Source organism: Lachnoclostridium phytofermentans ISDg, from assembly GCF_000018685.1.
Taxonomy (GTDB): domain Bacteria; phylum Bacillota; class Clostridia; order Lachnospirales; family Lachnospiraceae; genus Lachnoclostridium; species Lachnoclostridium phytofermentans.
Map to the genome: position 1 here is coordinate 3611052 of NC_010001.1, position 26336 is coordinate 3637387.

The 26336-nt window shown below is 37.7% G+C and carries 36 protein-coding genes; 2 read left to right on the top strand and 34 right to left on the bottom strand.

All coding sequences use genetic code 11. From position 1 onward, the window contains the following. Window positions 1-24: 24 nt before the first annotated feature. The 3 genes from CPHY_RS15210 to CPHY_RS15220 form a co-directional block, all read right to left on the bottom strand. The gene (locus CPHY_RS15210; RefSeq protein WP_012200947.1) at window positions 25-963 is read right to left on the bottom strand and encodes an SPFH domain-containing protein; all 939 of its coding nucleotides are present in this window, start codon (window positions 961-963) and stop codon (window positions 25-27) included. A 1-nt stretch (window position 964) separates the two neighbouring features. Beyond that, a complete protein-coding gene (locus CPHY_RS15215; protein WP_012200948.1) occupies window positions 965-1405 on the bottom strand; it encodes an NfeD family protein in 441 nt (146 codons plus the stop codon). 177 nt (window positions 1406-1582) lie between these two features. Then, the gene (locus CPHY_RS15220; RefSeq protein ID WP_012200949.1) at window positions 1583-3049 is read right to left on the bottom strand and encodes an MFS transporter; all 1467 of its coding nucleotides are present in this window, start codon (window positions 3047-3049) and stop codon (window positions 1583-1585) included. Between the two features lie 213 nt (window positions 3050-3262). Between CPHY_RS15220 and CPHY_RS15225 the strand changes: the two genes are divergently transcribed. Both CPHY_RS15225 and CPHY_RS15230 read left to right on the top strand, forming a co-directional pair. Beyond that, on the top strand, window positions 3263-4153 hold the full coding sequence (locus CPHY_RS15225) for an HAD-IC family P-type ATPase (RefSeq protein ID WP_012200950.1): 891 nt from the start codon (window positions 3263-3265) through the stop codon (window positions 4151-4153). 90 nt (window positions 4154-4243) lie between these two features. After that, the gene (locus CPHY_RS15230) at window positions 4244-4456 is read left to right on the top strand and encodes a hypothetical protein (protein WP_041703719.1); all 213 of its coding nucleotides are present in this window, start codon (window positions 4244-4246) and stop codon (window positions 4454-4456) included. A gap of 35 nt (window positions 4457-4491) precedes the next feature. On the opposite strand, the gene CPHY_RS20950 is transcribed toward CPHY_RS15230, so the two are convergent. The 31 genes from CPHY_RS20950 to CPHY_RS15380 all read right to left on the bottom strand — a co-directional run bounded on the left by CPHY_RS20950 (window position 4492) and on the right by CPHY_RS15380 (window position 26145). Further along, window positions 4492-5169 carry a C40 family peptidase gene (locus CPHY_RS20950; protein ID WP_012200952.1) on the bottom strand — a complete coding sequence of 226 codons (678 nt, stop codon included), beginning with the start codon at window positions 5167-5169 and terminating at the stop codon, window positions 4492-4494. 2 nt (window positions 5170-5171) lie between these two features. Beyond that, a complete protein-coding gene (locus CPHY_RS15240; RefSeq protein ID WP_012200953.1) occupies window positions 5172-5585 on the bottom strand; it encodes a phage holin family protein in 414 nt (137 codons plus the stop codon). Window positions 5586-5640: 55 nt separating this feature from the next. Further along, a complete protein-coding gene (locus CPHY_RS21815) occupies window positions 5641-5799 on the bottom strand; it encodes a hypothetical protein (RefSeq protein ID WP_157668734.1) in 159 nt (52 codons plus the stop codon). Window positions 5800-5813: 14 nt separating this feature from the next. Further along, on the bottom strand, window positions 5814-6149 hold the full coding sequence (locus tag CPHY_RS15245; protein ID WP_012200954.1) for a hypothetical protein: 336 nt from the start codon (window positions 6147-6149) through the stop codon (window positions 5814-5816). Then, entirely contained in the window at window positions 6149-7141 is a 993-nt protein-coding gene (locus CPHY_RS15250) for a WD40/YVTN/BNR-like repeat-containing protein (RefSeq protein ID WP_012200955.1), read from the bottom strand. The genes CPHY_RS15245 and CPHY_RS15250 overlap by 1 nt, the downstream gene beginning before the upstream one ends. An 11-nt stretch (window positions 7142-7152) precedes the next feature. After that, window positions 7153-7557 carry a phage upper tail fiber protein gene (locus tag CPHY_RS21525; RefSeq protein WP_012200956.1) on the bottom strand — a complete coding sequence of 135 codons (405 nt, stop codon included), beginning with the start codon at window positions 7555-7557 and terminating at the stop codon, window positions 7153-7155. Further along, window positions 7557-8099, bottom strand: a complete 543-nt coding sequence (locus CPHY_RS15260; RefSeq protein WP_012200957.1) for a YmfQ family protein — start codon at window positions 8097-8099, stop codon at window positions 7557-7559. Before CPHY_RS15260 ends, CPHY_RS21525 begins: the two co-directional genes overlap by 1 nt. Beyond that, window positions 8089-9168 carry a baseplate J/gp47 family protein gene (locus CPHY_RS15265; protein ID WP_012200958.1) on the bottom strand — a complete coding sequence of 360 codons (1080 nt, stop codon included), beginning with the start codon at window positions 9166-9168 and terminating at the stop codon, window positions 8089-8091. Before CPHY_RS15265 ends, CPHY_RS15260 begins: the two co-directional genes overlap by 11 nt. 2 nt (window positions 9169-9170) lie before the next feature. After that, on the bottom strand, window positions 9171-9563 hold the full coding sequence (locus CPHY_RS15270) for a DUF2634 domain-containing protein (RefSeq protein ID WP_012200959.1): 393 nt from the start codon (window positions 9561-9563) through the stop codon (window positions 9171-9173). Continuing rightward, entirely contained in the window at window positions 9563-9886 is a 324-nt protein-coding gene (locus CPHY_RS15275) for a DUF2577 domain-containing protein (RefSeq protein ID WP_012200960.1), read from the bottom strand. The genes CPHY_RS15270 and CPHY_RS15275 overlap by 1 nt, the downstream gene beginning before the upstream one ends. Beyond that, window positions 9870-10826: an XkdQ/YqbQ family protein gene (locus CPHY_RS15280; RefSeq protein WP_012200961.1), complete on the bottom strand. Its 957-nt coding sequence runs from the start codon at window positions 10824-10826 to the stop codon at window positions 9870-9872. Before CPHY_RS15280 ends, CPHY_RS15275 begins: the two co-directional genes overlap by 17 nt. Further along, the gene (locus tag CPHY_RS15285) at window positions 10744-11682 is read right to left on the bottom strand and encodes a LysM peptidoglycan-binding domain-containing protein (RefSeq protein ID WP_012200962.1); all 939 of its coding nucleotides are present in this window, start codon (window positions 11680-11682) and stop codon (window positions 10744-10746) included. Before CPHY_RS15285 ends, CPHY_RS15280 begins: the two co-directional genes overlap by 83 nt. 9 nt (window positions 11683-11691) lie before the next feature. Further along, window positions 11692-13830: a hypothetical protein gene (locus CPHY_RS15290; protein ID WP_012200963.1), complete on the bottom strand. Its 2139-nt coding sequence runs from the start codon at window positions 13828-13830 to the stop codon at window positions 11692-11694. A gap of 188 nt (window positions 13831-14018) precedes the next feature. Continuing rightward, window positions 14019-14450: a phage tail assembly chaperone gene (locus CPHY_RS15295; RefSeq protein WP_012200964.1), complete on the bottom strand. Its 432-nt coding sequence runs from the start codon at window positions 14448-14450 to the stop codon at window positions 14019-14021. Window positions 14451-14520: 70 nt separating this feature from the next. Beyond that, window positions 14521-14994 carry a phage tail tube protein gene (locus CPHY_RS15300; protein WP_012200965.1) on the bottom strand — a complete coding sequence of 158 codons (474 nt, stop codon included), beginning with the start codon at window positions 14992-14994 and terminating at the stop codon, window positions 14521-14523. A gap of 18 nt (window positions 14995-15012) precedes the next feature. Then, the gene (locus CPHY_RS15305; protein ID WP_012200966.1) at window positions 15013-16320 is read right to left on the bottom strand and encodes a phage tail sheath family protein; all 1308 of its coding nucleotides are present in this window, start codon (window positions 16318-16320) and stop codon (window positions 15013-15015) included. Between the two features lie 2 nt (window positions 16321-16322). Then, window positions 16323-16502 carry a hypothetical protein gene (locus CPHY_RS15310; protein WP_012200967.1) on the bottom strand — a complete coding sequence of 60 codons (180 nt, stop codon included), beginning with the start codon at window positions 16500-16502 and terminating at the stop codon, window positions 16323-16325. Between the two features lie 6 nt (window positions 16503-16508). Further along, entirely contained in the window at window positions 16509-16934 is a 426-nt protein-coding gene (locus tag CPHY_RS15315) for a phage tail terminator family protein (protein WP_012200968.1), read from the bottom strand. Next, a complete protein-coding gene (locus CPHY_RS15320) occupies window positions 16931-17389 on the bottom strand; it encodes an HK97 gp10 family phage protein (RefSeq protein WP_012200969.1) in 459 nt (152 codons plus the stop codon). The genes CPHY_RS15315 and CPHY_RS15320 overlap by 4 nt, the downstream gene beginning before the upstream one ends. Next, window positions 17389-17763, bottom strand: coding sequence for a hypothetical protein (locus CPHY_RS15325; RefSeq protein WP_012200970.1), 375 nt, complete (start codon window positions 17761-17763; stop codon window positions 17389-17391). The genes CPHY_RS15320 and CPHY_RS15325 overlap by 1 nt, the downstream gene beginning before the upstream one ends. Continuing rightward, window positions 17760-18071, bottom strand: coding sequence for a head-tail connector protein (locus CPHY_RS15330; RefSeq protein WP_330370828.1), 312 nt, complete (start codon window positions 18069-18071; stop codon window positions 17760-17762). The genes CPHY_RS15325 and CPHY_RS15330 overlap by 4 nt, the downstream gene beginning before the upstream one ends. 47 nt (window positions 18072-18118) lie before the next feature. After that, on the bottom strand, window positions 18119-19126 hold the full coding sequence (locus tag CPHY_RS15335; protein ID WP_012200972.1) for a hypothetical protein: 1008 nt from the start codon (window positions 19124-19126) through the stop codon (window positions 18119-18121). 19 nt (window positions 19127-19145) lie between these two features. Then, window positions 19146-19748: a phage scaffolding protein gene (locus CPHY_RS15340; RefSeq protein WP_012200973.1), complete on the bottom strand. Its 603-nt coding sequence runs from the start codon at window positions 19746-19748 to the stop codon at window positions 19146-19148. Between the two features lie 157 nt (window positions 19749-19905). After that, window positions 19906-20166 (bottom strand): DUF6275 family protein, encoded by a 261-nt coding sequence (locus CPHY_RS15345; RefSeq protein ID WP_012200974.1) that lies wholly within the window; start codon window positions 20164-20166, stop codon window positions 19906-19908. 179 nt (window positions 20167-20345) lie between these two features. Next, window positions 20346-20699, bottom strand: coding sequence for a hypothetical protein (locus CPHY_RS15350; protein ID WP_049762400.1), 354 nt, complete (start codon window positions 20697-20699; stop codon window positions 20346-20348). A 53-nt stretch (window positions 20700-20752) separates the two neighbouring features. After that, window positions 20753-20980 carry a hypothetical protein gene (locus CPHY_RS15355; protein WP_012200976.1) on the bottom strand — a complete coding sequence of 76 codons (228 nt, stop codon included), beginning with the start codon at window positions 20978-20980 and terminating at the stop codon, window positions 20753-20755. A gap of 5 nt (window positions 20981-20985) precedes the next feature. Then, a complete protein-coding gene (locus CPHY_RS22195; protein ID WP_012200977.1) occupies window positions 20986-22542 on the bottom strand; it encodes a polymorphic toxin type 50 domain-containing protein in 1557 nt (518 codons plus the stop codon). After that, a complete protein-coding gene (locus tag CPHY_RS15365) occupies window positions 22529-23917 on the bottom strand; it encodes a phage portal protein (protein ID WP_012200978.1) in 1389 nt (462 codons plus the stop codon). Before CPHY_RS15365 ends, CPHY_RS22195 begins: the two co-directional genes overlap by 14 nt. Before the next feature lie 5 nt (window positions 23918-23922). Further along, window positions 23923-24156 (bottom strand): hypothetical protein, encoded by a 234-nt coding sequence (locus CPHY_RS15370; RefSeq protein ID WP_041703720.1) that lies wholly within the window; start codon window positions 24154-24156, stop codon window positions 23923-23925. An 11-nt stretch (window positions 24157-24167) separates the two neighbouring features. Then, window positions 24168-25583 (bottom strand): phage terminase large subunit, encoded by a 1416-nt coding sequence (gene terL / locus CPHY_RS15375; RefSeq protein WP_012200979.1) that lies wholly within the window; start codon window positions 25581-25583, stop codon window positions 24168-24170. After that, window positions 25573-26145: a helix-turn-helix domain-containing protein gene (locus CPHY_RS15380; RefSeq protein ID WP_012200980.1), complete on the bottom strand. Its 573-nt coding sequence runs from the start codon at window positions 26143-26145 to the stop codon at window positions 25573-25575. Before CPHY_RS15380 ends, terL begins: the two co-directional genes overlap by 11 nt. Window positions 26146-26336: the final 191 nt, after the last annotated feature.

The window sequence follows — 26336 nt, forward strand, 5'->3', positions numbered from 1 at the left end:
ACAATTTCTTAATTAGAAATTATTTTACAGTTCGTCTTTCGCACCAACCTCAGTAAGGCTCTTAACAAGTCCTGCCATTCCTTGAATTTCGGATGGAATAATAATCTTTGTAGCCTTACCATCTGCAGCTTTTGCAAATGCTTCTAAACTCTTTAATTGAATAACACCCTTCCCTGGATTAGCTTCATTTAACATACGAATACCATCTGCATTTGCTTTTTGAATTGCTACGATAGCTTCTGCTTGACCTTCTGCTTCGCGAATAGTAGCTTCTTTCTTAGCTTCCGCGCGTAAAATCTGAGATTCTTTATCAGCTTCAGCCTCTAGGATTACAGATTCTTTCTTTCCTTCCGCTACAAGAATTGCGGACTTTTTCTGACCTTCTGCAATTAAAATAGACTCACGACGTTCACGCTCTGCCTTCATCTGTTTCTCCATTGCATCCTGAATTGCAGCTGGAGGAATGATATTCTTTAACTCAACACGAGTTACTTTTATCCCCCATGGGTCAGTAGCCGCATCAAGAGATACCCTCATCTTCGTATTAATAATTTCACGTGAGGTTAATGTTTCATCCAATTCCAAGTCACCGATAATATTACGAAGTGTTGTTGCTGTTAAGTTTTCAATTGCCATCATCGGATTTTCAACACCGTATGCAAATAACTTTGGATCAGTAATTTGGAAAAATACTACGGTATCGATTCTCATTGTTACGTTATCTTTTGTAATAACTGGCTGCGGTGCAAAATCGGCAACCTGCTCTTTTAAAACAACTTTTCTTGCGATTTTATCAATTAGTGGAACTTTTAAGTGTACACCAACACTCCATGTTCCTTGATATCCACCAAGACGTTCTACTACATAGGCATACGCTTGAGGTACGATCTTTACGCAAGATGCTAATACTAATAAAATAATGATTCCTAGCCCTATTAAAAGGTAAATCTGTGCATTACCCATATTAATTCTCCTCCCTATATTCTGTTACAATTAGTTTCACACCAACAATATTAACAATTCTAACCTTCGTTCCTGGTTCATAGATAACACCATCTGTTTCAGAACGTACGGTCCATTCTTGGCCATTGACTAATGCTTCCCCTGTTTGATTGTCATTGTCAACCTGTTGTGTTATTTTAACAACTTTTCCAATGAGTCCCTCATAATTCGTTTTCACTCGGCTTTTATTCAGATGTTTGACTGCAACTGGTCTTGTAAAAAATAAAAGCAGTAGAGATACCAGTATAAATAGAATCATCTGAATCCAGAAGTCCACTCCGAGCAATGATGCAATGAAACCTATAAGAGCACCACCAGCAAACCAAACGGTAGTCAGTCCAAGGGTCGCAATTTCTATGGCAAGCAATAAGGCTAAAACGATAAGCCAACATAATGATACCATAAACTTCACCCCTATATGCAATTGCATATTCCTTTCCTCTTTGATATATACAGAATATACTAAGCAAAGAAAGGAATCAATAGATTTGCGTGAATTAGGTTATTTTCAGCTTGAATGATAAAAGTTGAATGATTTAATAATAAACAATGACTTTTTTTACTTACTGGTTAATAAACATTAGCTTAATTTTTCAAAATGGTTATCTTCAATACTATTTTTTAGATTAATTTCACGCATCTTCTCTTTATCTAAACTATAATGTTTCATTGAAAGTAAAGAAAGTAACCATCCCCCTATTGGTATGATACAATAGCATAAAATCGCCACCATTTTTAACGAGTTAGTTAGCTTATCTTCTATTTGTGGTAAGGCATTTCGAAAGCCAATCATAGCAACCACAAGTCCTACAAAAGCAGTCCCAAAAGCAGAAACAACTTGGTCAATTAACGAAAATAGTGCTCCCATGATACCAGGAATATAATTCCCGCTACGATACACCTCATAATCAGAGCAATCTGCTATCATTGGTACGACAATATTATTGCTTACTGTCTTACAACCATTTAATAAGATAAAGATTCCAAAAAATAAGAGTGAAATCATATTCCATTTTGTTAAACCAATTTGAGTTAAATTACCAAATAATAATAAGAATGTCATAATGATTTGAAAACAAATCGCTAACCATGTAAAAGATTCAAAGGCCTTCTTCTGTCCTAAACGCTGAGCCACCATAACACCAATTGACACAACGAGTAAATTTGGAATGGCGGTTACTAAACCAATCTGACCTGACAATTCATAGTTTTTCATCATGATTCCAAAAATTATAACACCAACTGTTATATTACTGTAAACCATAGAGGTGAATTTATTCACTGAAGCAGCCGTTACTAACATTCTGATTGGCTTATTATGTTTCATGATGCTAACATAATCTTTCATATTAATCTTTGTGACTTGATCAGAACTTCCATAGTATTCTTTTCTATCTTTACTCCATATTCCAATTACTGCACAAATCGTACAAATTCCACCGATTAGTACAATCCAGAGCGTTAATTCTTGATATAACTTAGGATTTTTAAACCCGCCATACTTCTTCGCAAGAAATGTTTGCGCATAGAGGGCCGTTCCGCCGTAGCTTGCAGTAATAAAAAGAGAGTCAAAATAGGTGGATAAAGGTCTCATCTTCGGATTATTCGTCATTACTGTCTGGCCTGCTTTTGCTACCAGCATCTGAAATGTGTAACCAAAAACAAAGATAATATAAATTAAGACAAAGATCGGTAACCTGATAGCTTTTGGTATTGTGTAAGAACAATAGTATAATAACAAAGAGCTAATCGCCATTAATGCATTCCCAAGCACCATAAAAGGTCTAAATTTTCCGTATTTTCCTTCCGTTCTGTCTACGACATAACCGATAAATGGATCAATCAGTCCGTCAAAGACTCTAAGTGCTGTTAATACAACTGATGTTAATACGACCGAAAATCCTATAATACCATTCACAAAATATGCGGTATATTCCATTAAAGCCAAATATAATGTGGAAGCTGCTGTATTAAGAGAAAACAGTGCAATCAGAAAAGCACTTGCATTATTATAACGTGGATCTAATTTTTTTGTACTAAATATCATATAGCCCTCACAACTAGAATTTATTTAAATGACCTATCATCGAAAGCCAATGGAATTGTAATCACATTATTTCAACCAATGGTAACATACTTTGCAATAACATGTCAAATTCTTCCTCACTTTCTATACTATCCAATATTTCTTTGGAACATACATCTCATAATTTCTTAATTTACTCATATATTTTTTTGAAGAGGATTTGGAGTGAATGCAATGCTATTCCATACAAGATCCATACAAGATACCTTAAAAGCTCTCAAAGTTAATGCTTCAACTGGGCTTAGCACAAAAGAGGCACAAAAACGGCAACAGGAATACGGCAAAAATCAACTGGAGGCAAAAAAGGGAAAAAGCATTCTCTCCCGCTTCCTTTCGCAATTTAAGGATTTTATGATTATAGTATTAATCGCTGCGGCTGTCGTATCCTTTTTTATCTCCCTGCTAAAGGGTCATGCAGATTACATAGACCCCATCATAATTTTCGCCATAATATTTTTAAATGCAATCTTGGGAGTTATACAAGAAGAAAAGGCTGAAAAATCACTCGAAGCACTTAAGAAAATGTCAGCACCAACCGCAGAAGTATTACGTGATAGTAAACGAATCACACTTCCCTCCACGGAACTTGTACCGGGAGACATTATTTACTTAGAAACAGGACACTACATACCAGCAGATGCACGCCTCATTACTAGCATTAATCTTCGCGTTGATGAGTCTGCGCTTACTGGAGAGTCACATCCAGTTGAAAAAGATGCCAATGTAATTCTAAAAGAAAACACGATGCTAGGAGATAGAAAGAACCTAGTGCCTGCAACCGGTGTAATCACCTTTGGTCGTGGGATTGCGGTTGTTACTGCAATTGGTATGGGTACTGAAGTTGGTACAATTGCGCGAATGATAATGGAAGATGAGACTCCAGAAACACCACTCCAAAAACGTCTTGAAAAGACTGGGAAAGCTCTAGGTATTGCAGCTTTAGGTATTTGTATCGCTATATTTTTACTTGGTACCTTACAAGGACGTGAATTATTTGATATGTTTATGACTAGCGTAAGTTTAGCAGTCGCCGCAATTCCAGAAGGGCTACCAAGAGTAGTATAGTATAAAGTGCTTGGGTAATGGGCACTTTTTTATTGCCTAATCATATCTAAAATGTTACTATATGACCATAATATGGAACCGGAGGTGGCTATGAAATACGGTATTAGAAAACCAAGTTTAAAAAAGAGTTTTAAAGCTCGCACAACTGGAAAAGCAAAACGAAAGATAAAGAAAGCTCTTATACCTGGATACGGTAAGAAGGGTATGGGATGGTTAAAGAATCCAAAGAAAGCAGCATATAATAAAGTTTATAATAAAACAAGTGTTAGTCTGTCTTCTATATTAAAAAACTTGTTCAAATAAAATAAGGCCCCTCAGCATAACCGAGGGGCTATTTTTTATATTCCGAGCAAACCTAGTATTTCATGTGCTCTTTTATCTGTTGCAGGTCCATAGATACCGTCTGGTGTAACTCCGATTAGTTGCTGCAGCTTCTTAACATCATCCCCACGCATGTATGGAGTGGTAAGCTTAAGCTGACGTTTTTCTTGCTCTGTATAAGTAATCCATGGGAGCTTACCATGCTTACACCACTTGCCTTGATAGCTTAATTTTGTAACGCCAACCTTATTAAGACTAGGTGCACACTCGATACACTCACCATTTCCAAGGTAAAGACCAACGTGTCCATCAAACCAGATCAATTCCATTGGCTTAATATTAGACATATCCGTACTTACATCTTCGCATAAATTAATAAGACCGTTCGCATTAGTATCTGGGACAGTATTAGAGTTGTAAACACCTTGCTTTCCATTAAACAAACCCCATAAAATCGCTTTAATTAGGTTGGAACAGTCGAAGGCATAGTAACCTTTGCCTACTAACTTTTTAAGCTCATTAATACGTGATGGTGTGTACCATGAAGGTAGTTGCTTAGCTTTCTGGTCGATAAATGCATCTGTAACTAGCTGTCCTGTTCCGCCGAGCGCATAACAGGTCTTGTGGTTATTTACGATGTCTAATACTTTCGCTTGCAGTTCCTGATCAGTCATAAGTTTTTTATATTCAGCCATTACTATTCATCCTCCTTCTTATCATGGTTTCCTACTTGAATTAATGCATCTTTTAATTTTTCTGGTACCGGCAAACCGATAACCGAAATATTTTCTAATATACTTACACCTTCATTATAGATATAGAAAGAAATAACAGCAAGTCTTATGGCGCTTCCGGTCTTAATTACATAAATATCTAATATATTGCTAATACCAACTAAACAGAAAATAATAACTTTCTTGAATATTCCCCTAAATCCTACCTTGCTTGATAGCTTTTTCTCAATAATCGCTACCATTACCCCGGTAAGATAATCCACGACAACAAACCAAATGAGTGCTGTCATAAAACCGTCTACACCACCAAGAAACCATCCTAAAAACGCTCCAAGCAAAGATATAATATATTGTAAGCCTGTAATAAACTTCTCCATTCTTCCTCTTTCCGCATACAAAAAAGAGCGCCTAAGCGCTCTATGTATGCAATGATTATTCTAATCCTACTTGATCCATCTTATCTACTAACTCCTGGTACTGCTCTGCTGTAATTCTGTTGTTCATTACATAGAGGTCCATAAGAGAAAGCATTTGTTCTCTTGTTTTCTTCTGATTTGTGATTACTATCATACAGTTATTAAATGTATTCATAGTCTTTCTCCATTCTATGCTAGACCAAGTTCGAGTAATGATAAACGTTCATCTATCTCCAACTCGGATTCTGCCTTGTTCAATAGCATTGCATCAAAACGTTTATTAATCTCACTAATATCTTCTGGTGCGTTCGCCCAATTTGGATTTAAAACAAATTCTCCATCGATATAGAAATACTTATTGGGTATTACATCGATTGGAACATCGTCAACATCGGTTACAGTAAACCAATTATCGATGTAATATATATTACCAACTTTCCATTTTTCTTCACCTTCGAAAGTTCCAAATGTAATTTCTGTACTTATAGCTATAATTAGTTTCCTTGAATCTAATAATAATTTCACTATTCTCCCTCCAATACTGCGCATATGGGTGATTGGTTGCTATTTGCCGGTAAGTTTGTATAGTTTAAATCAGCTCCTGTCGTGGTATAAATACAATTTGAAACTGTGCTATTGTTACCAACTTGATACATCCTACCTGATTCATCATCAACGATATAATCATCAATTCTATGATTTATTCCGTCTGCATAAAGATCTAAATTCCAAGTAATTGCATCTGATGACCTCCAAATAGTGCCAACTCCATTCATTGCCACAAACCTGCCTTGTAGAATATTGAGATACCAAGGAGTACTGATACCCTTTGTAGTTAGCATGGTCCATGTTGTTCCATCTTGTGATCTGTGTATACAATTACCTGTTGAATTTTTACACGCATAATAATATCCGTTAAAAAAGCATATATCAGTAAAATAATTGTCAGAATAGGTACTTGTTACTTTTACATAATTTATTCCATCAGTAGACTTGAATATTGTTTCATCACTTGTTCCCAAGGCAAAAAATACACCATTAATACACCTTAATTTATTTACTATTGTTAGTACGCCAGTTTGTACTAACGAACTCTTTGTAAAGTTTATTCCATCGTAGGAATACAGGACTCCTTGGTTTTCATCAAACAGTACAAGTATATTTCCATTTGTAGCCATTGTCTTATTATTGCTCTTTTGCCCATTACTAGTATTTGCATACACCTGCGTCCAAGTTACACAGTCTTTAGATGAATAGATAGAATAAGAGTTATCATAAATGTAAAACTTACCTTTGAAAAAAGTTCCACCAAATGCCCTTAGATAACTGGTTGGTACAAAATTGGAAACAGTAAAATTTATTCCGTCTTCACTATAAGCAATTTGGGCATATCCATAACCTACTAATACTTTTTTTCCGTTACTCCAAAATTTTATTGCACCTTTATATCCATTTTTTAGCTTTGTTGTACCAATAAACCCTTTTGGTAATTTTGTTAATTGCTTAAATCCTGCCATACAATCCCTCCTTATGTTGTAAAGTAAATCGTATTGGCATCCTTAGTAGATAAAGCATCGTAGGCGGCTTGAGTAAGTACTAGAAAGTGCAAATCATCTACAGTATGTGCGTTACCACCATTAGCAGGTAGTTTTTCAGGAAGCCCTGTAATCATTTTTGCATCATGTGTCTCTGGGTGTGCATAAACTGTATCGGTGAACTTTGCATTTGATGGAACGTCTGATTTTACTGTGTGATTATTAACAGTATCAGCATTTCCACCATTAGCCGGCAAACTTTCTGGTAAGTCTGTGATATCACTGGCCTTATGCTTATGTTCTTCTATTTTATCCATGTTGTCATTGAAGTCTTTTATATTATAAAAGTCCGTTGGTTCCGGCTTTTTGAGATTTAGCTTTTCTGTATATTTTGCCATTATAGATTTTCCTCCTCTCTAATCTGACCATATGTGTAAGCAGACAATTGATTGTGTGTGAAACCGCCCACCATATTATGAGTGTTATATAATAAGGAAATTGATAAGATTAAATTGCAAGGAGTAATCCTGTCCAGGAGTTCTGCAACAGCGCTGAAGTTTTTCTTTGCCGACTGTGCAATCCTTACATTTAAAATATATTTAGCTTTATCCATGACAATTGAATATCCATCTTTACCGCATAAGTCTGCAAGCCGTTCCTCCAAGCTTCGATACGTGTAAGGCAATTGCTCGTTCACTCTGGCCAGAATCCTAAAATTACGTTCCTGAAGTGTGTCTGTATCCAACGGTTTGATAGCAAGCATCGTTTCCCATCGAGAGCAACCGTAATTATCCAAGTAGCCAATAAATTGATTGTTTAATGCAAGGCCAAGCGAAACTGAAAGATTATCTATTTCTGGATTTTCTACAGTTGTTATTGCCTTAAACTCACGCACTTCTTGGAGCACTCCTGGTACATAGCTGATAAGATTAGCTGCCATTTAAAGACCCCCTAACCGGTATTGCGTTTTTATCAAGCTCAATGTTAACAGCACTACCATTCAACATCGTACCAGTGACATCAACTATTCCTGGAATGCCTAGTAGGGCAACATCGATACGGCTAATTCTCACTACCAATCCGGAGCTGCCCTCATCCTGCCAGCTCTTGGCTAAGTCTTTGAAATAGCCATCGATTGCCGAAGCAATATAGCTTTTTACGTCCTCATAGGTATATCCGCTTTGGTAAGTAATTGTGGTTGTAATATTAATAACTGTTTCGTCCGCACCGGTGACATGAACAAAATGCCATAGAGGAGCTAGTCCTAAACCATCACCGCCATTTGTAATCGGATCTATGGTAGACTGAACACTATCTACTAAAGTTGCGCTAGGCTTTGCATGATCGGAGTTAAGTATCACTAGCTTAACATTTCCTCCGCTTTCTTCTCCTGAAACATTAGTTGCACGATATATTTTTACAGCCCCTACACCATCAAGACTCAATACCTTTGCTTTATAATCCGCACGATTACCACCAAATGCCTGAGCATCTAAGCTGTCAAAGTATCGTTTTCTGAATACTTCTGTATCTTCTTCCTCTTCGCCAGGAATGAGTATTTCGGTGATACTTGCACTTGTCAACCCATCGATGTATTCCACTGGTAACAATACCCCTGTTGAGCTGTTAGGCGAACTTCCAGGAGTCTCACAGGTGAGCTTGAATGCTCCTGCAGATATCTTCTCTGTTGCCCTATAACTAAATTTATCCAGAGTAAATCTAGCGCCGATTGGTATATCAATATTAATTACGCCTTTGACAACTGCATAAGTTGCTTCTTTTGGTGTCAGACCTCTCTCTGCAGCTCTGCGAATAAGGAAGTCTCTCGAAGCAGTATCAGCGAAGGATTCATTCATAATTCCTTCGAGCTCTACATACATCTGCGCTAACTCTGCACATACCGGAGCAACTGCAGTATAAATCATACTACCTTCTCGTTTATCAATTCCGGGTGGAATTCTGGCAAGGGCTCGATTTAAAATTACTTCATATGTCATATCCTCATACATTATTAGATATTCACCTCCTTCTCCTGTTCAATATCACCATAAGCGGTATGAACCGTGAACTTGACCGTCACACTTCCTTTGTTAGATGCAAAACTAAATTCATCCACACCAAGAATACGGTCATCTTGCAGCAATGCTTCTTCAATGCGACCTATTAATGTAGGGTATACATACGCAGGGTCTTTTCCGAAAAGGTCTTCTAGCTCAACGCCGTAATCCCAGCTATAGATAAGATGTTCATAGCGCTCCACACTCAAAGCCATATAAACGGATTGCTTAATCGCCTCCAGTCCATCCACAGTGCCTATAACTTTATTTCTAGATAGTGCAAATGTTTTACTTGGCATTTCTGTGATTTCAAGAGTGGTTATATCAAAATCAATTTGTGGTACCATTAGTTATCCACCACCTTATCTAACAAAAGGTACTGTTGTCCACCTTTTTGCTGTAAGAGTACCACCTTATCATCAATTTGGAGAGCATTTTTAAATGTATAGGTAGTTTCGGCGCCCATGAACTCGACTGTCATCTTATGGTCTGTCAAGTGTTCTGGTACAACTAAAAATCCGCTTGTAAGCACTATTTTTTGGTTGATAGATACTGTAAGCGGATTAATAGATGTGACTTTTCCATATAGGAATTGCGTAGGCTTGGTAGCCTCTACAGCGTCACATGCTGCCTTTTTAATTAACTGCACTAAATTAGCTATTGATAACACCTCCTGTTAACTTCAAGTCCATAAAATGAGCGTCTGCTTCATAAGTATGCTTTGCACTCTCGACAAACATAGGATGAAACTTCTTTTCACCATTAGTATCAAGCATCGGTATAATAATGCTAAACCCTGCTCTTACTCTACTGTCACCAAGACAATTCTTTATCTGTAAAGTGCGTTTCGGCGTATTATGCATACTTAGGAGCTTTTCAACTTTATCCTTAGCTATATTTTGGTTTTGAATCTGCTCGCTGTACTGTAGTACACCCCACTTTTCAATCGTACTACTGTCATAAACCTTGTATACTTCACGGGTTCCCGCTTTATTATTTTCGTATACAAGTTTGATGCTGTTATAAGTGCTCTCATCAATACTTCTCGTAAAGACATAATCCTCTGCAGAAGATTCATCGATTAATATATTTAGAATCAAATCACTAGCTTTTCTTAAACATAGCTTTCCATAATCATCATACATAACATAAAGATCTTTTGTTATTTCTACTGTATGTGCAATTGAGTTGTTAAGCATATCAAATAGTTCTGTATCTACTTCTGCTAATTTAAGCTTAATTCCAGTATCATCAACTGTACCAATCTTTAGCTTAAAATCTGTTGCTATACGCTTTAATAGGTCCCCAGTACTCCAAGCAGTATAAACATAAGTATCTTTGTTTTTTAGGTACCGAAGCTGATCAAATGCAATTATCTCTAGCAAATCGTCTTTTGTTTCCCTGATTGTAAAGATATACCCATAAAATACACCGAGTTCATCGTCAACCAAAGCGATTTGACACCCTTCTTCTATCTTCATTGATTCATCCTTAATGACTGACAGCTTAATTGATCCAGGCGTCGATTTACGTTCCGTGGTCCATACTAGCCCACCACTCACTACGGGGAAATACAGTTTGTTTTTTATTATTAAGCTGACCTGGTACATTTAAGCCTCCTAACCAATCTTTTCTGAGATCATAACTGCCTTGTCCTTCGTTACCAGATAATTTTGCCTGAAGTATACCAGTATTACTAAGTGGGGCGGAAGTTGTTGCTTTTTTCATAGTATCACTCTTTCCACCCAATGCAGTAGTAGTGATAGACGACGTACTCGAACTACCTGTTTTCTGAGATGTGGATGTGCTTTTTTGCGTTGTTGCCGGAACATCCTGAATCTTTAAAACCTGTCCAACAAAGATAATATTAGGGTTTTTGATATTGTTTAATTTTGCTAGGTTCCAACACTTTGAACCGTCTCCTAGTAACTTCTTAGCAATGGCCCAAAGAGTATCACCATTCGCAACGGTATAAGTTTTTGGGATTGTCTTGGAAGAGGATCTAGTTTTCTTCTCAACTACACCATCCTTTACATTTTCAAGTATGACGTATTTAACTCCATAATCGATGTATTGCTTGAGTTTGACATCAACAACTAAATCGAACCCGTTTTTAGAATCTTCCGTTATGGAGTAGTCTTCGAGGGTAACATCCATCTCTTGCTTGAACCACTCTCTGCCCTTGATTTCTCTTGATACTAACAGTGTAGTATAAAATTTATTAACTTTCAGTTCCTGTAATCTGTTAAGATACCAGTTTGGCGATTTGTAACTACCAATGACAAAAGGATATTTATTTCCTGGTAGTATCATTTGAAAATTAATATCAGTAAGACCAGGAGATTTTACTAAATTGATCTCCTGGCCATTAAGTAACGTTAACGTTTTATTCTGATTGTTTATTTTTGTGACAATTTTTGAAGGCGTAATTGGCAGAAGCATATCCCATAAATAAACTTTATACATCTATACCTCCTAACCTTTGTTATAGGCTTGGGCTGTATTATTAAGCTCCTCGCCAATCTTTTCAGATAGATAGTCTATCATTCCGTCAAGGTCTTGATTGTTTGTTACGGTATTGTTTACGCCGCCCATCTCAACCTTTATTGATGCTGTGGTAAATCTATTGATAGAATCTCGTTCTGCAGCGTCTCGAAGATATTTCAATTCTTCATTTGTTGCAGTTACAGAATTCTTTATATCACCTGTGTTATCAGCAATTTTACTTACGTTTCCAGGAACATATGAAAAATCACCATACTGATCTGTCATTCCACCAAACATTCCACTTATTTTATCATCAATACCTTCACCGAATTTATATCCTGCGTCCCAAGCGTCACCATATGCAATTCTTGCATCGATAGTTGGTGCATTTCTGTCAAGAGTTATTGCTTTATCATTTTTACCCCAAGCAAGAACACTGTCCTGTAATGAATTAAGTCCTCCTGTCCAGTTTGTACCGAAGATTGCATCTATTATTTTAGTGACCACTTTTCCAAGTGAAAGGAACCATGAAATAATCTGTCCAATCAGGTTAGCAACTGAATCACCGAAGCTATTGAAACCGCCATCGAAGACATTCAGAACCCACTCGATTATTCCAATCCAAGGCTCAACAAAAAGCGTCCATAATAATTGAATAATCCCATTGAGTACGCCTATAACAGTGTTCCATATGAATGCACCCAGCCAGGCAATCGAACCTGCAATAATACCCGTTGCAGAAACAGTAGAACCTGTGACCTTATTAATAGCAGCCACAACCGCATACAGAACAGCAATGATTGCAATAATTGCAATGATTATCCATGTAATAGGCGAAGCAAGAAGTGCAGCATTAAAACCATATTGTGCGGCTGTAGCACTTGCTTTTGCCTTAGCCTCTGCCATCTCTGCCGCTGTAAGTGCTGTATTTGCTGCGGCCGCTGCATATGCTCTTACAGCTGCAATACCCTTAGATATGTTACTTATTACTTCAAGTGCATTTGTAATTGCCATTGCAATTGAATATGCTGTTAATGCAGCAACAATACCATAAATTATTGGTGAAATTATAGGCCAGTTATCAGCTATAAAGCTATACATTGTGCTTGCAACTTCGATTACTCTATTGATTACAAATATAATCTTTTCAATCCCTGACGCAAATCCATGAAGTACTTGTTCTATTTGTGGCATATTTGAACGAATCGTGTCAAACAATGAAAGCACAGCCGGGTATAATTCCGCTCCAATTTCCCTACGAATTCCAACAAAATCATTCTTCATCTGTATAATCACTCCTTGTGGAGTATTTGCCATCTGCACAGCCAGATCTGCCCATGACTGATTGATTACATCTTCAATTACTAAGGCTTTTTGCATGTCAGTGCCTTTTTCGATTATTTTTTGCTGTGCTTCCGACAATTCAAATCCTTTTTTCTTTAATCCATCATATGTCCCATCTAGGGCCTTACCAAGTTGTGTTGCATACTCAACCATCTGCTGGTAGCCAACCTCACCACCACCTGACATACCTGCAGCATAATTTGCCAGTGTACCCATCATGGATTGAATAGCTTTTGTATCCTTAATATAAGTTGATAATTCTGCGGCGCCACCAATCATTGTTTCATCGCCATAAAGCGAATATCCTTGAACGGTGGAAGCTGTATTTTTCAATTTATCAAATGCATCATCCGCAGCACCTATATTACTAAGTACAGTTTGTAATTGCCTTTCTGCATTTGTTGAAACATTAGTTAAATCTAATGACTCATGAACCCAATTAATCGAGCTCTTAGCAGCTGCTATTCCCAAAAAGGCACCAACAGCATTTTTTATTGTGGAACCTAGGTTGCCTGCATAATTAGTTCCGTTCTGGACTTCTCGATTAAATCCTTGCTGTGCTTCTTCATTCCTCTTAATGCTGCCATGAATTTCTTCCATTTGTTTGTTTGCTAAATCAACGGACCTTCTTGCATTATCAATTGCGCTAGTATCAAAACCTCGATTTATTGCACCATCAACATCTTGTAATGAGCCAATAACATTATCAACAGCACTTATGATATTGTTCAATGGGCTTGACATTCTATCAACTATGTTTATTTGGGTCGAAATGCCTGCCATTCACATTCACCCCCAATTCTATTTCTTTTTTATTTTTGCTCTTTCCTTTTTCTCATTCTCAACCCTGATTTTAATAGATGCGATAATGAAGGCTTTTTCATTTTCATCCATAGCCGCATATGTTGAAGGCAATATTTTAAGTTTGTGAAGACAGTAATACGCATAAGTGGCATCAGAGTCTTCGTTTATTAGTTTTTTGCTTCTTCCACCTTGTCATCCATAGTGGTTGTGAATCCATTGAACTGCTGAACGAAATTAGCAAAGTCTCCGTATTCGCCAGGATCATCTACCATTTCTTTTAAAAGTTCTTCAGGAGTCATGACGCCGTAAGAATCTTGAAGCTCCTTGTCATTTAGATTTGGTTCAATAACAGCTGCACAAATCATTTTTGCAATGTACTTAGAGGTGTTTACCTTTGGTCTAAACATGTTAGGCTTACCAGTTACAGGCACATCCATTGTGCAGTCCTCTCTAATTGCATCATTTTCTCTTGTCGTCAATGGCTTAATCGACCAAAGCAAAGGATTTCCTTTTTCATCTGTTAACGACTTGGTCGCAGGGTAAGTAGTATTTTCCTTCTGTACCTTGTTCTGTTTCATAAATCTATTAAAATTTGACATAATATTTTCACCTATCCTTTTATTTTTTTAAAAGAAAAGACCCCTGTTAATTAAATCAGGGGTCAAAGTATTAAAGCATACCACTAAGAATTTTGAAAGCTTCAGGCATATTGAAGTCTTCAAAAGTGAAATCCATATCTTCATCAAGATATTCACCATCGGCATCAAACTTTGCCAATATACCGCCATCGATATTACAGTCAATGAAAACCATTGTCTGCCTTCCGGCTGCACTTGTTTTGTCCTCGTTGGTTACTTGAATTTCAAAATAAACATCTTCGCCTGTGTTCTTGAAGTCAATCATCATCTGTCTGAAAATACTTGTATTGTAATGGAAGGTTGCTGAACCAGTTCCTTTCCATCCAGTAGACTTGTTTCCCGCACCAGTCTTACCAAGAATAGGTATTTCTGTTTTAGTCTTCTCAAACTTTGCTTCGAAATTGATCGCTTGCATAAAATTGTATCTATTTCTTCCGATTGTAACGAAACATTGTGCTAACTTAGCAGAAACGGCATCCTTACCAATCATAGTTACATTATCCATTCAGATATTCCTCCTTTCCTATTGAACCGTAACTGTCATATAGAGCTGGCCCATTGCATTAACAACAGTTACAACATCACTGACAACAACTGATTTTTTGGTTGCCCCCTGTGTTATAACAACATCAGAATCCTGGAAATTCTCAATTGCTCTAATGTTTTGAAGTGCTTTGTGGTGCTTCACAACATCTGACCAAAGACTAATTCTTCCTGATGCATCGTTTGGAATTGCTCCCAAATACTTTGTATTAAACAGAACTGCAATATCGTTTGCAATCTGATCAATTACCCTGATGGTCTGGTTTTCTTTGAAGATATCACTCTTTGTATCTGATATAGTGACCATGGAATTAATATCAGCAAGAACACGAACATTAGGACCTACCTTGTGTAGTGTGAATTCACCTGCTTTGATCGCTGCTTCAAGCTGTGACTGTGTGTAGTTTGTATCAATGGTGAATTCGCCATTGTAGCTCTTGTTTAGGTTAGATTTATTGACTTCGCATCCGGCAATAATACCAGTCACCCAATAAACAAGTGATGCTTCTGACCATCCAGCATTTATTACTTTGTTTTTAACGTTTACAACACCTTCATAATCATAAGCTTTATGGTAGGTTACCGCTTGGAACTTTACACCAAGCTCATCACGCATTCTTTTTGCATATGCTGCATATAAGCCATTCACTTCGTCATCAGTTGAAATAACGCCGATTGCATTGAATGAGTAGGATTCTGCTTTTGCAAGAAATGCTGTATGTGAAGCACCGTCAATCACTCCATTGGACCCATTTGAAAGCGCAGTACCTGCAGTAACAGTAAGTACTGCGTCTGATTTGAATTTCACAAAATCATTTGCAACCAGTTTATCCGCTGTCGCAACCGTCTGCGCATCAACAATCAAGGTTCCAAGATAAGTTTTTACATCGAAGTTATCCGGTTCATCAGCGTTTAGTGATATTACTATCTTTAAATCATTACCACGGGTACCTGAATGCTTTGCAGTTGCATATTCATTAGTTGCCTTCTCTCCATTACTAGTCAACTTGTATGCATAGAGCATCTTTGCATTTAAGAATAAATCTCTTAAACCCTTCATCTTTGCATCTGTGTACTCATACCCAAATATCCTCAAAGATTCTTCTTTAAAATCAGCGTTGGTTACTTCAAATATTTCACCATCGATGCCCCAGTTAAGATCAAGGCCAATTGCAGCAATGCCCCTATCAGTCAAGCTTTCACTTGCCGATATTGCAGAAATAAAATTGATGTAAGCGCCAGGAAGGACTTTGTTTTGCGTAACAAACGTTCCGCCACCTAATGACATACCTATTTCACCTTACCTTTCATAAACTTTTCAATCAGTGCATCCACTTCTTCACGTGAGTATAATCTTTCATCATGAAGAATCGCACTGATAATATCTTTTTTGTCATTGTATCTTTTTGAAGATAACAATTGTTCCTTTGTAAACATTGGAACGTTTTCTTCTATTTTTTTAATTGCCATCTGTCATCATCCTTTCGCATCAGATTTGACTGTTACTGTATCCATTTCGTCTGCTCTATCAGCATCTTTGTAAACAAATAGATTAAAATTAACCATAAAGTTTAAAACTCCATCCACTATTTCACCGTTCATTCTTGTTCCCATGATCAAGTCTTCATTGATAGTGATTGTTTCCAAGCAATCAAATAATCTATCAAGGACATCAGCGCACTCGATTCTAGTTTTATCTGTTGAAGGAAAGTATTGAATGCAAAACTGATTTGTTCTGAAATATTTTTTCCCAAGGAATAGTTCATTGGTAGGGTTCAAGCACAAAATAAAAAAACAAGGCTCTTCTAAACCTTGTTCAATAGATTCTGTGTGTATGCCGTAGCCGTCACCAAACTCTTGGTCGATTGCTTTGCTGATTCCATAAATAATTTCATTTATCACTTGAAACATCCCCCCAGCAACTTACTTATTTTCTTTTCAAGGATTGCAGGTGCGGCAGTTTTAATTTCTTGTTCAGATATTGTCAACATAAACTTACCTTCCACCCAGCCTTTGTGATTGCTTGTTCTATGCCCAAACTCTACATAAGAAGCGTATTCCGTAGGATTTACAATTTCAATTACATAAGTGTCGCCCAAATGATTAACCTTTAAAGACTGTGCATATTCAGTTGCGTTCTTTCCTGCAGTCCAACCTCTTCTTAATGTGCCGCCATTCTTTCCAGTACTTGAGGGATACTGACCGACTGGTGTTCTTTTAATTACCTTCGCAAGAAGTCTTGCAGCCAATTCCTTTGCACACGATTCAATAAATAAGCTCAATTGTTCATCTGTTGCTTCAAGATTTGCTTTCAGCTTTTCCCATTCACTAAAATTACAACCACCATTTCTACCCATTATGCCCACCCCTTAAATAGCTCTAAAATAATCTCTTGATGCGTATCATACACGGCTGGAACACCGCTGTTTTTATATTCTACCATTCTTCCTTTGCTGCTAATGACCAACTTAGATCCAGCCTTTATGTCAAGTTCCGGAGCAATGAAAACCTTTATAACCTGTTCAACAGCATTAGCAGTATCCGTCTGGTTTGCCTTATTCTTACTCGAATATGATAGCCGACACGACTTATCCAAGTGTATAATAACCTCTTGGTTGGATGTTACCTTTGTAACAGGGTCCTTTTCCTTTCGGTATTCAATAACAGTACAGGTGGAATCATAAAGGATTTCTATAGCCTTCCTGGCTTGCTTAACAGCTATCCTATTCATCGGAATCCCACCTTTCTAAATCTTCTTAGCTGAGCTTTATAATCCTTTAACAGGTGGTCCTTGAATTCAGTCGTAGGGCTTTTAAAACTGGTTGATGCATCTCCTTCGCTTATGGAGGACACTGTCCCCAGGGGCGTACTTTCTTCCCCTGGAGATTCATTCCTGTATAGATCCATAGCCATCCGATAAGCTGTAGTTTCAAGTGCCACCGGTAGCTCTTTTAGATTGCAGTAATTTAAAATCGTGTCCTGAGTATCGTCCAGAGCAAATTGAAGAGGAATGTCTTTCGTTTTATCGCAAGACTTCACCCCCAACAACTTTTTAAGTTTTGACAACTCCAACATATTGTCACATCCTATCCGATTTTATGCTTAAAGGCTACGATACGAATCTGCTTAGGCTCATACACTGGCTTCCAGTTTTCAGCATCTCTTAATTCTTCCCTGGAAGGCCCTTCAGTAAGCTCAACATTTGTATTCGTGAACTTAACTCCACGTGGATGAAGGATATTGGTCTTTCTGTTGATTAAATAATCTACACCAGAACCTTTTCGTTTTGCTCTGTCAGTTTCAGTTGGTACAAAGCCCACTGGTGAGCCGTTACCAAGTGCAATTGCGCCGGCACCAAACAGATAAGATGTAAATACCATATTAGCTCCAGAACCTTCATAAGGGCAGCCATCATCGATGATAACTCTCTTACCCTGATATATATTAATTGGGCCGCCAGTTGATGGCTGAATAGTTTCAAGTAGGTTTTGCTTTCTTAAAAAGGCTTCAGTAGCGCTATGGACTGCTACAGCTGTTAACTGCTCTTTTGCATCTCCTAAACATTGTTGTGCGTCAATGAACGCTGGTCCAGACCACTTTGCCTTATCTCCAGTTAAAGCGGAAATATCTGAAATGTTGCTAGCCATTCTTGTAATAGGATCAGCACCTTCTTTATAAGAACCAAATACACCTTTGAGCAATGCAATCAGTTCTTTTTGCATATCTCTCGCCCAAAATCCTGCAACTAAATCCCCTATAGCTTTCATTGGATCACTGCCGGCCAATGCTGCAGATAAATCTGTTGCTCCCCACATCTTTGCACGTCTAATAATAACTGCCACGTCCTTGTTGGATGTAATTTTGTTTTCATCCAAATCTTTATCTTCAATGACTTGCTCAGATTCTCCGTTTAAATCTTCAAAGAATGGCATATTAACCGTAGGAGCTGCTTGAGATGCTAAGGCATCAAATTCACTATTATTTACTACAATTCCACTCTGTAACAGTGCGGATAATTCCATAGTTCGATTAACTACATATGGATTAAATAATTCTGGTACAATTACGTCACTTAATCTTGTTATTGCTGGCATTATATCACCTTTACCTTTCTTAAATTGTTATTCCGGCAGCACTTGCTAACTCCTTAGCTTGTGCCGGGTTTTCTTTTAATAGTTTCCCTTGCTCCGTCAAGTTGAAAGAATCTTTTGCAAATGGATTTTTTCCGGTATAACTTCCTCCACCTGCAGGATTGTAATCAGTTCCTGATTTGGCATTCTTAAAAATATGTGGAAGAGATTCTTTGTATGGCTTTATGGAATCTTCAAGGCCTATCAGATTACCGTCCTTATCATAGTTAAACTTATCAATTCCACCATGCTTGTAAATCAGATAGTCAGCATCAGTAACCCCTAAATCCTTCAGCTTATCCTTTAAGGCATACTCCTTCTTAACCTTTTCAGATTCAGCCTTAAGTGTTGCTATAGTAGTTTCGTGAGTCTTAATGGTTGTCTGCAATGTCTCGTTGTCACCATTGCTCTTCTTTAAATCAGTAATTGTATTATTTGCAGTCTTAAGTTGTTCATTGACAGTATTAAACTCTGTCTTTGGTACTGCATGCTTTGGGAACTCTGTATTGAGTTCTTTTGTAAGAGCTTCTGTATCTAGTACTCCCTCTTTTGTGTGTTTTGCTATTAAGTCTAATAACCATTGCATAGATCATTCCTCCATAGATTTTTATTCCCGCTCTCCGGGTGTTGGGATTCAGCCGTTTATTCTCCGGCAGAGTGACGATAGTTTTGCGTCATTCCGGACATAAAAATAAGACGTATACGCTACGTCTCAATGCGAGATAAGAAGGATCACATCCTTTCTACTTCACAACAAAATTCTCCCATTTCTTATATGCATCAACATATGTTTCCTGCTTATCTCCATTATGGGTGATTTCGTAGTACATTCCATCAGAAACAGTGGTACTTGCAAGTGCTTTGTTATTCTGCAACGTCTTACATGACCAGACGATGAACACGTCACTTTCTATAATCCGTGCATGGTCGGTCCTGTCTGCATTCTTGTTGAAATACTCAACCACAATCTGTTTTACTAGCTTCAAAAAATCATCATTTCCCATATAGTCACCTTAACCTTTCTTTAACAGACATCTACTGTCTGGAGCCTTCTCGCTCTGCACTGCATGCCCTTTATGCACTGTCTCAACTCGACCACACTCATAATCCTTGCGTCGTTCAGCGCATATCGGGCATCCGGCGCAGGTCTTTGGTCTTTTATCTACTGTTGCTGATAGTATTTTCATATCGCTTTAGCCTCCTTAAATGCCTTTATCATCTTAGGAAACTGAATTGCTATCCAATCAACCATTTCTTCGTTTGTCGCCCATCCCGTAGTAGTACACGAGTTGTCCCACAGTCCGCTTTCAGCCAGAAACGCATGCACGATTTCGTGTCTTAGCGTTTGCTTTTCGATCTCTGCGTGGTATTCTCGCGATTCTTCTTCATAACCGGGATATGTAGCAATGTTACAAACAACAATTTCTTTCATGACTACATCACAGTAACCAACTATATCTCTTTTTTTGAAATCCTTATCTTCGTTGTAACTGCGTCGTTTTATTTCATATTCAGTCCCTAATACATTTACCTTCATAATCCTCCTCCCAGGCATAAAAATACCACCTACCGTTTACGATAGATGGTACGTTAATTGGATATAACTTCTATAGTTTCTATTTCTGATTCTAAAATTTCAACCAGTCCTTTGTTTGAAGCATCTCTAATAGTTATTTCTGCTTCTTCTGGCTCATTATCCAGTGCAGAAGTGTAACTGTCATAAGTGCCCTCAACCACTATGCCTCCAACACATAGAATCTTTAATTTTGTATTCTGATTTAATTCGTTTATGTTTTTTAATGCGCTTAACAGATCCATTTGTATCATTCCTTTCCATGCGGAACTACGTGAACACCTTTTTTACTGTAGTGTATCTTCGCCTTAGTTGTGACGTATTCAATGCCAGTCAGATTATCAATACTGATACCTATTTCCTTCTTAAAGTCTACAACCTCTTTATTGTTCCAGTTCCCTCTGTTATCTCTCTTGATTTCTCCTGTACCAGCATACTTGTTGACTAAATCTTGGGTTTCCTTCTCAGTTATAGTTAAGTAACTACGACCTTCTATATAATTATTATGTCCTTTAATATGCTTGCCCTGTTTACCAGTTTCAATTATTTTTACGGTATCATCAGAACGGATATTATTACGTACTTTCTGGTCCTTATATGCCAGTTGCAACATATTCCATTTCTCATCATTAGTATACTTCAAATTTTGGAAATCATCAAGGTTTTTAGGAGTGTCTTTTCCAAGGATACTTTTATACTTGTCATACTGTTTCTGATCAGCAAGCGTATTATTTGACTTTTTCTCTGCAAGGTCTGCTTGAGGATTGCCCTTAACGTACTTCTCATGCCATTCCTTATATGTCATATCCGCAGGCACATTATGTGTCTTTCCGGTAACCGGATCTCTTGCTGCTCTTTCCTCTCCTTCGGTGAATTCGTCGTTAAAGTAAGGGCATGTGCAAGTGCGGCAATTACAATGGAAAGGTGGCGCAGTAACGTTGACTTTGTACTCACTTATAGGAAAATGGGTGCCATCCATCCCTATGCAAATATCGCTTGTTCTAAGGTCAAGTGTTGCTACATTTTGAAACTCTTCAATTTCAAGATTTTTATAACATTCCTTCTGAGCCATTGAATGTATAGCTGCTGTTTCAGTCATTACCAAGTTACCGGCTTTGCTCTTGCTGACATCCATCTTCTTGGCAAGTGCTGCAATAGTCTTACCAGGATCACTTCCACGTATCAGCTGTTGCGTAAGCTCCGTATGTAGCTCACGTATAAGCTTTTCTTTGTCTTGCCATATACGACTACTAAAATCCTTGCCATCAGCAGCCCAAGGCTTACGAAGGAAACTACTTACCAAATTATCGTCTAGTGCATGAAGATCCTTACCTACTCCAGTGCCTTTCGCAATCTCAAAAGCAGATTTATAGTAGGATGATTTAAAAGCTTTATTCAACAAATCCGAGACACCGCCCTCGTACTCAACAAACAGCTTTTCCACCGACTGCTGTAATTGGAGTTTAACTGTTTCTAGCCTGGTAATGTGTACTCTAGCCGAAGCGTTTTCAAGTTCCTTCATCCATTTCTGATCAAGAGCATTTTCCTTACCGTACTTAATATATTCATCTACGGTCCAACGGAACTCTTTGACTTCTTTCCGATTCAGATACCGCTTAGCTTGAGCATAGCTAATTTCGTTATTCTCTGCAACTCGATAATACCATGTAGAAACATCTTTTTCTAATTCACTTGTAGCTCGTCTAAACTGCTCTTGTAGATCATCGTAATATGCCTTACTCTTTCGATACGTATCGTCCTCTAACTTTTCAAATCGCTTTTTCCAGTACTCTCTACTTTTCGCCATCGTCTACGTCACCACCTTGTTGCAGGGCGTAATCATAACCGTTTTCCATGGATAGCTCCTTTTGTATCTGCTTCGCTTCTTGGTCAGCATCTTCTACCCACGGGTGGTTTTTATGAATAGTCTTATCAGATACAATCCCTTGGCTTTGTGAAGCAATTGTGGCAAGCTCTAAATCGTTTGTAATAGCAGTACGTGTCCATGTTTGAATGATTGTCTTACACTCTGTATTAAGATACTTACATATTGCCCGTACAAACTCTCCAAATGCAAGTTTAAACTCTGTTTCCATTAGACCCGCTTTTAATTCCAATAAAGAATATAAATATTTAAGAGCTACCCCCGAAGCATTACCAAACGCCTCCGGTTGTGGGTCAACTCCCTGTCCCTGTTCGAATATAGCTTTTCTTGTGATATCCAGTAATTTCTCTCTGGCTTCTATAGGTATGTCTATGGTCAAAGTCTGTATACCTGCATGAACATTTTCACCATCATCATCCAGCTTTACAGTTTTATACTTCTTCAAGTCCTGTAAGAACGGCGCCAGATCAGTTCCACCATACCCGGTCAATACAAAGATAATCTCCTGGATATCTTCCAAGTCATTAACAAATCCTGAAAATACTTTGTCATATACATCAATCAACGCTTTAATATTTTCAAGGTCACTTGAATCAACATTATTGTTGAAGAAAGGTATAAAAGGCACCCTGCCATAATCATGAATAAATGTATCTTGCTGTGAGGATTCACCGTCTACAAAAGAACAAAACATTGTATAAGACTGTAGCCCATCATCCAAAGTATCGGAAGTCTTTTTACGGAAGGACTGACACTCAGTATCATTCCAGTATTGATATATGGTATATAGTTCTCCATCATTATCATCCAGCTGTTCGTATACTCTTAAGACTCCACTAAGTTGCTTGTTTAAATCAGCTGTCCATATCGGTATGATCTGCTTTGAATCGACCACACCATATTCGAATTTTTTTTCTGAGTTTATCCAATAATGAAGCCATGCTACACTACAGTTAGATGCATTAATACATAGGTCCTTTGTAGTCTTGGCGTATCTATCTCCCAGAACTTCTGTAACCCGTTTGTTGGAATCGTCATCGCCGATATCGAAAAGAGGCGGTGCAGTGAACATGTACGCTGCCTTTTGATTAACTAATAACCCGTGGAAGTTCCTCGGTATCCGATTGTCTGCATTACGGAGAGGGTTTTCAGTCTCATCCGATTCTGTCCTGGGCTTATTCTTTAGGACATCATTCTTGTTCCGGTAATATCTTTCAGCTGTAGCAGCATTAGTAATAAAATTTGTGTGCCCTGTTGTATACCTCTTAATCACCTTTTTCATTGTTTCTAAATCCATGTTTCTCACCTGCCTTTATCACCTGCTTTATTCAGTTTTTGCCTAATATTTTCAATCAGTGCATCAATGATACAGCCTCCAGCCAATAGGCAAAATATCATACATGCTATACACACGATTAAATCTACCCAATACTGATTTATAAGTATTTTAGGTAGATAGGAGAATATATCATTTAATAGATTTACCAACCTAGCTAAGACTGATATTTCAATTAAAATTGCAATGTTTTTACCCATATTACCTCCCTTTATTTTAAAACCGATACACCATTGCCTTTATCAATGCGCTCAGCAATTCCTGTTGTAGCGTCTGGCGCATCATCATGTTTGTTCTTGCCTTCACGCTGATATTTAGACATAGCACTATAATAATCGGGCCATCTATCACGCCAGTTTTTAGGGAAATAAATGTGGTCCATAACCCATGTACTGTTAGAAAGTATTCTAGCAATCTTATTCTTACTTTGATGGAACCACCGAATCTTGGTTTTATTACTCTTAAATGTTTCTCTTAGGATTCTTACTACCGAACGGGCAAATCCTCGACCACCATTATTACTTTCTATATCAGCTACGTTTACACCGTGTTCATGGATTCTTTTAGCGGTTTCTGTTTCAGTAACTTCCATCGGTGCATTGGTATAGTAAATATCTAGGACATAAGCCTCTTTATTATAAACACCATAAATAATATTACAGAGATAATCTGTTCCCTCGTCTGCCGTATCGCAATATGATTTAATAGCAGTGAATAGGAGATTGCCTTTATCATCCATAGGAAACTTTTCGTATGTTTTAAAGCTACTATATAATTTGCCTTTCAGATCAATAGGTTCCTGCTGATAGTTAGCGCTTGCGATATCCTCGCCCATAGCCTTTATCTTGCCAAGATAAGATTTATAGGAAAGCACTTCACTACAAAGCATTTGTTTCTTTTCTTTATCAACGAGAGCTTTCATGCTTACATGACGAATCTTTGCCCCTTGCTCCTTGTAATGCTCTAACGCTCTTCCAGCCAGATCATCAGAGGCCCATCTAGTCATAATAATGATTATCTTCCCGCCCTCTTCCAGACGGGACAGCATTGTATTGGTGAACCATTCCCAGTGTTTTTCTTTTACAGCCTCATTATTTGCTTCCTCCGCATTCTTGATAAGGTCATCGATTATCATAAGCGAACAACCGAACCCTGTTGCAGTACCAGTTGGAGAAGTAGCTAAGTAATTGTTATATCCACCCTCTAAACTCCAAAGATTCATAGCACCATCACCACGCTTTATAGACACCCCAGGAAACACGTCTGAGTACACAGGCTTATATTTATCTGCTTTCTGTTCCATAATGCTGTTACGGACGTTTTTAGAGAACATGGTGGACAGGGTTTCATTGTATGATCCAGTCATTATCTTTTGTGTTTGGTCCTTACCAAGCACCCACTCAACCAAATTACCAACTGTCCTAGACTTCCCGTGTCTTGGAGGCTCATTAACTATCATTACTTCATCGTCAGAATCTAAGAACTCTTGGAACTCATTGCATAACTCAACCAAGTACTTTCTATCAGACTTATAGAAGTCAGGAGCTTTTAACTGACAATAAAAAAAGAACTCACGTCTTGCAAGTTCTATCTTTGCACCTAGCTTTATTAACTCTTTATCCATCATTTATCAGCTTCTTTAAGTCATCGGTTGATATCCCCTCATAAGGATTGTTAATATTACCACTGACTTCTATGTCTTGCTTGTCACGCCACTCATTAGGCTTGCGGTTCTTTAACCAGAAGATTTGAGCAGTAGTATCTGGTGTAACATCCTTTGTCTTTCTTTCAACCAACACTGTTTTAGTCTGTGGAAATTGCTCTCTTACCAACATAAGATCTGAATCAGTAGCCTCCGGATGCTCATACTTATAATGATTCATGAAAGCCTCAAGTTTTTCATAATACTCTACCTGATCCATTTTAACACTTATATATTTATCCTCATTGTAGGAATAACCAAGAGCCCTTTTCAAAAGTGCATTCTCAACTAAAATGTCAACAACTTCCTTGCCCCTTTTTAGGGCCTCACATATCTCACCATACCTGTTTTTCCATTCATACAATGTCTTTGCCGTGATTCCTAAGTTATGAGCTATCTGTTCATCGGTTAAACCATCTCTAGCATATGCTTCAAGCCTAAGCAAGCCATCTGGTGTTAACCAATATTCATATTTGCCTTTTGCCATCAGGCTCACCTCCTTCATTCTAAAAAATAAAAAGACCATATAGCCTAAACTATATGATCTTAACTATTGGTGCAATTTTTTATGTTTTATATTGTTTGTATATCACCATAACCAGTATCATGTTGACTACTGGTGTTCAGTCTTATTTTAGTATATATAAAATAAAGAGAACAAGTATTAGTATGGTGACA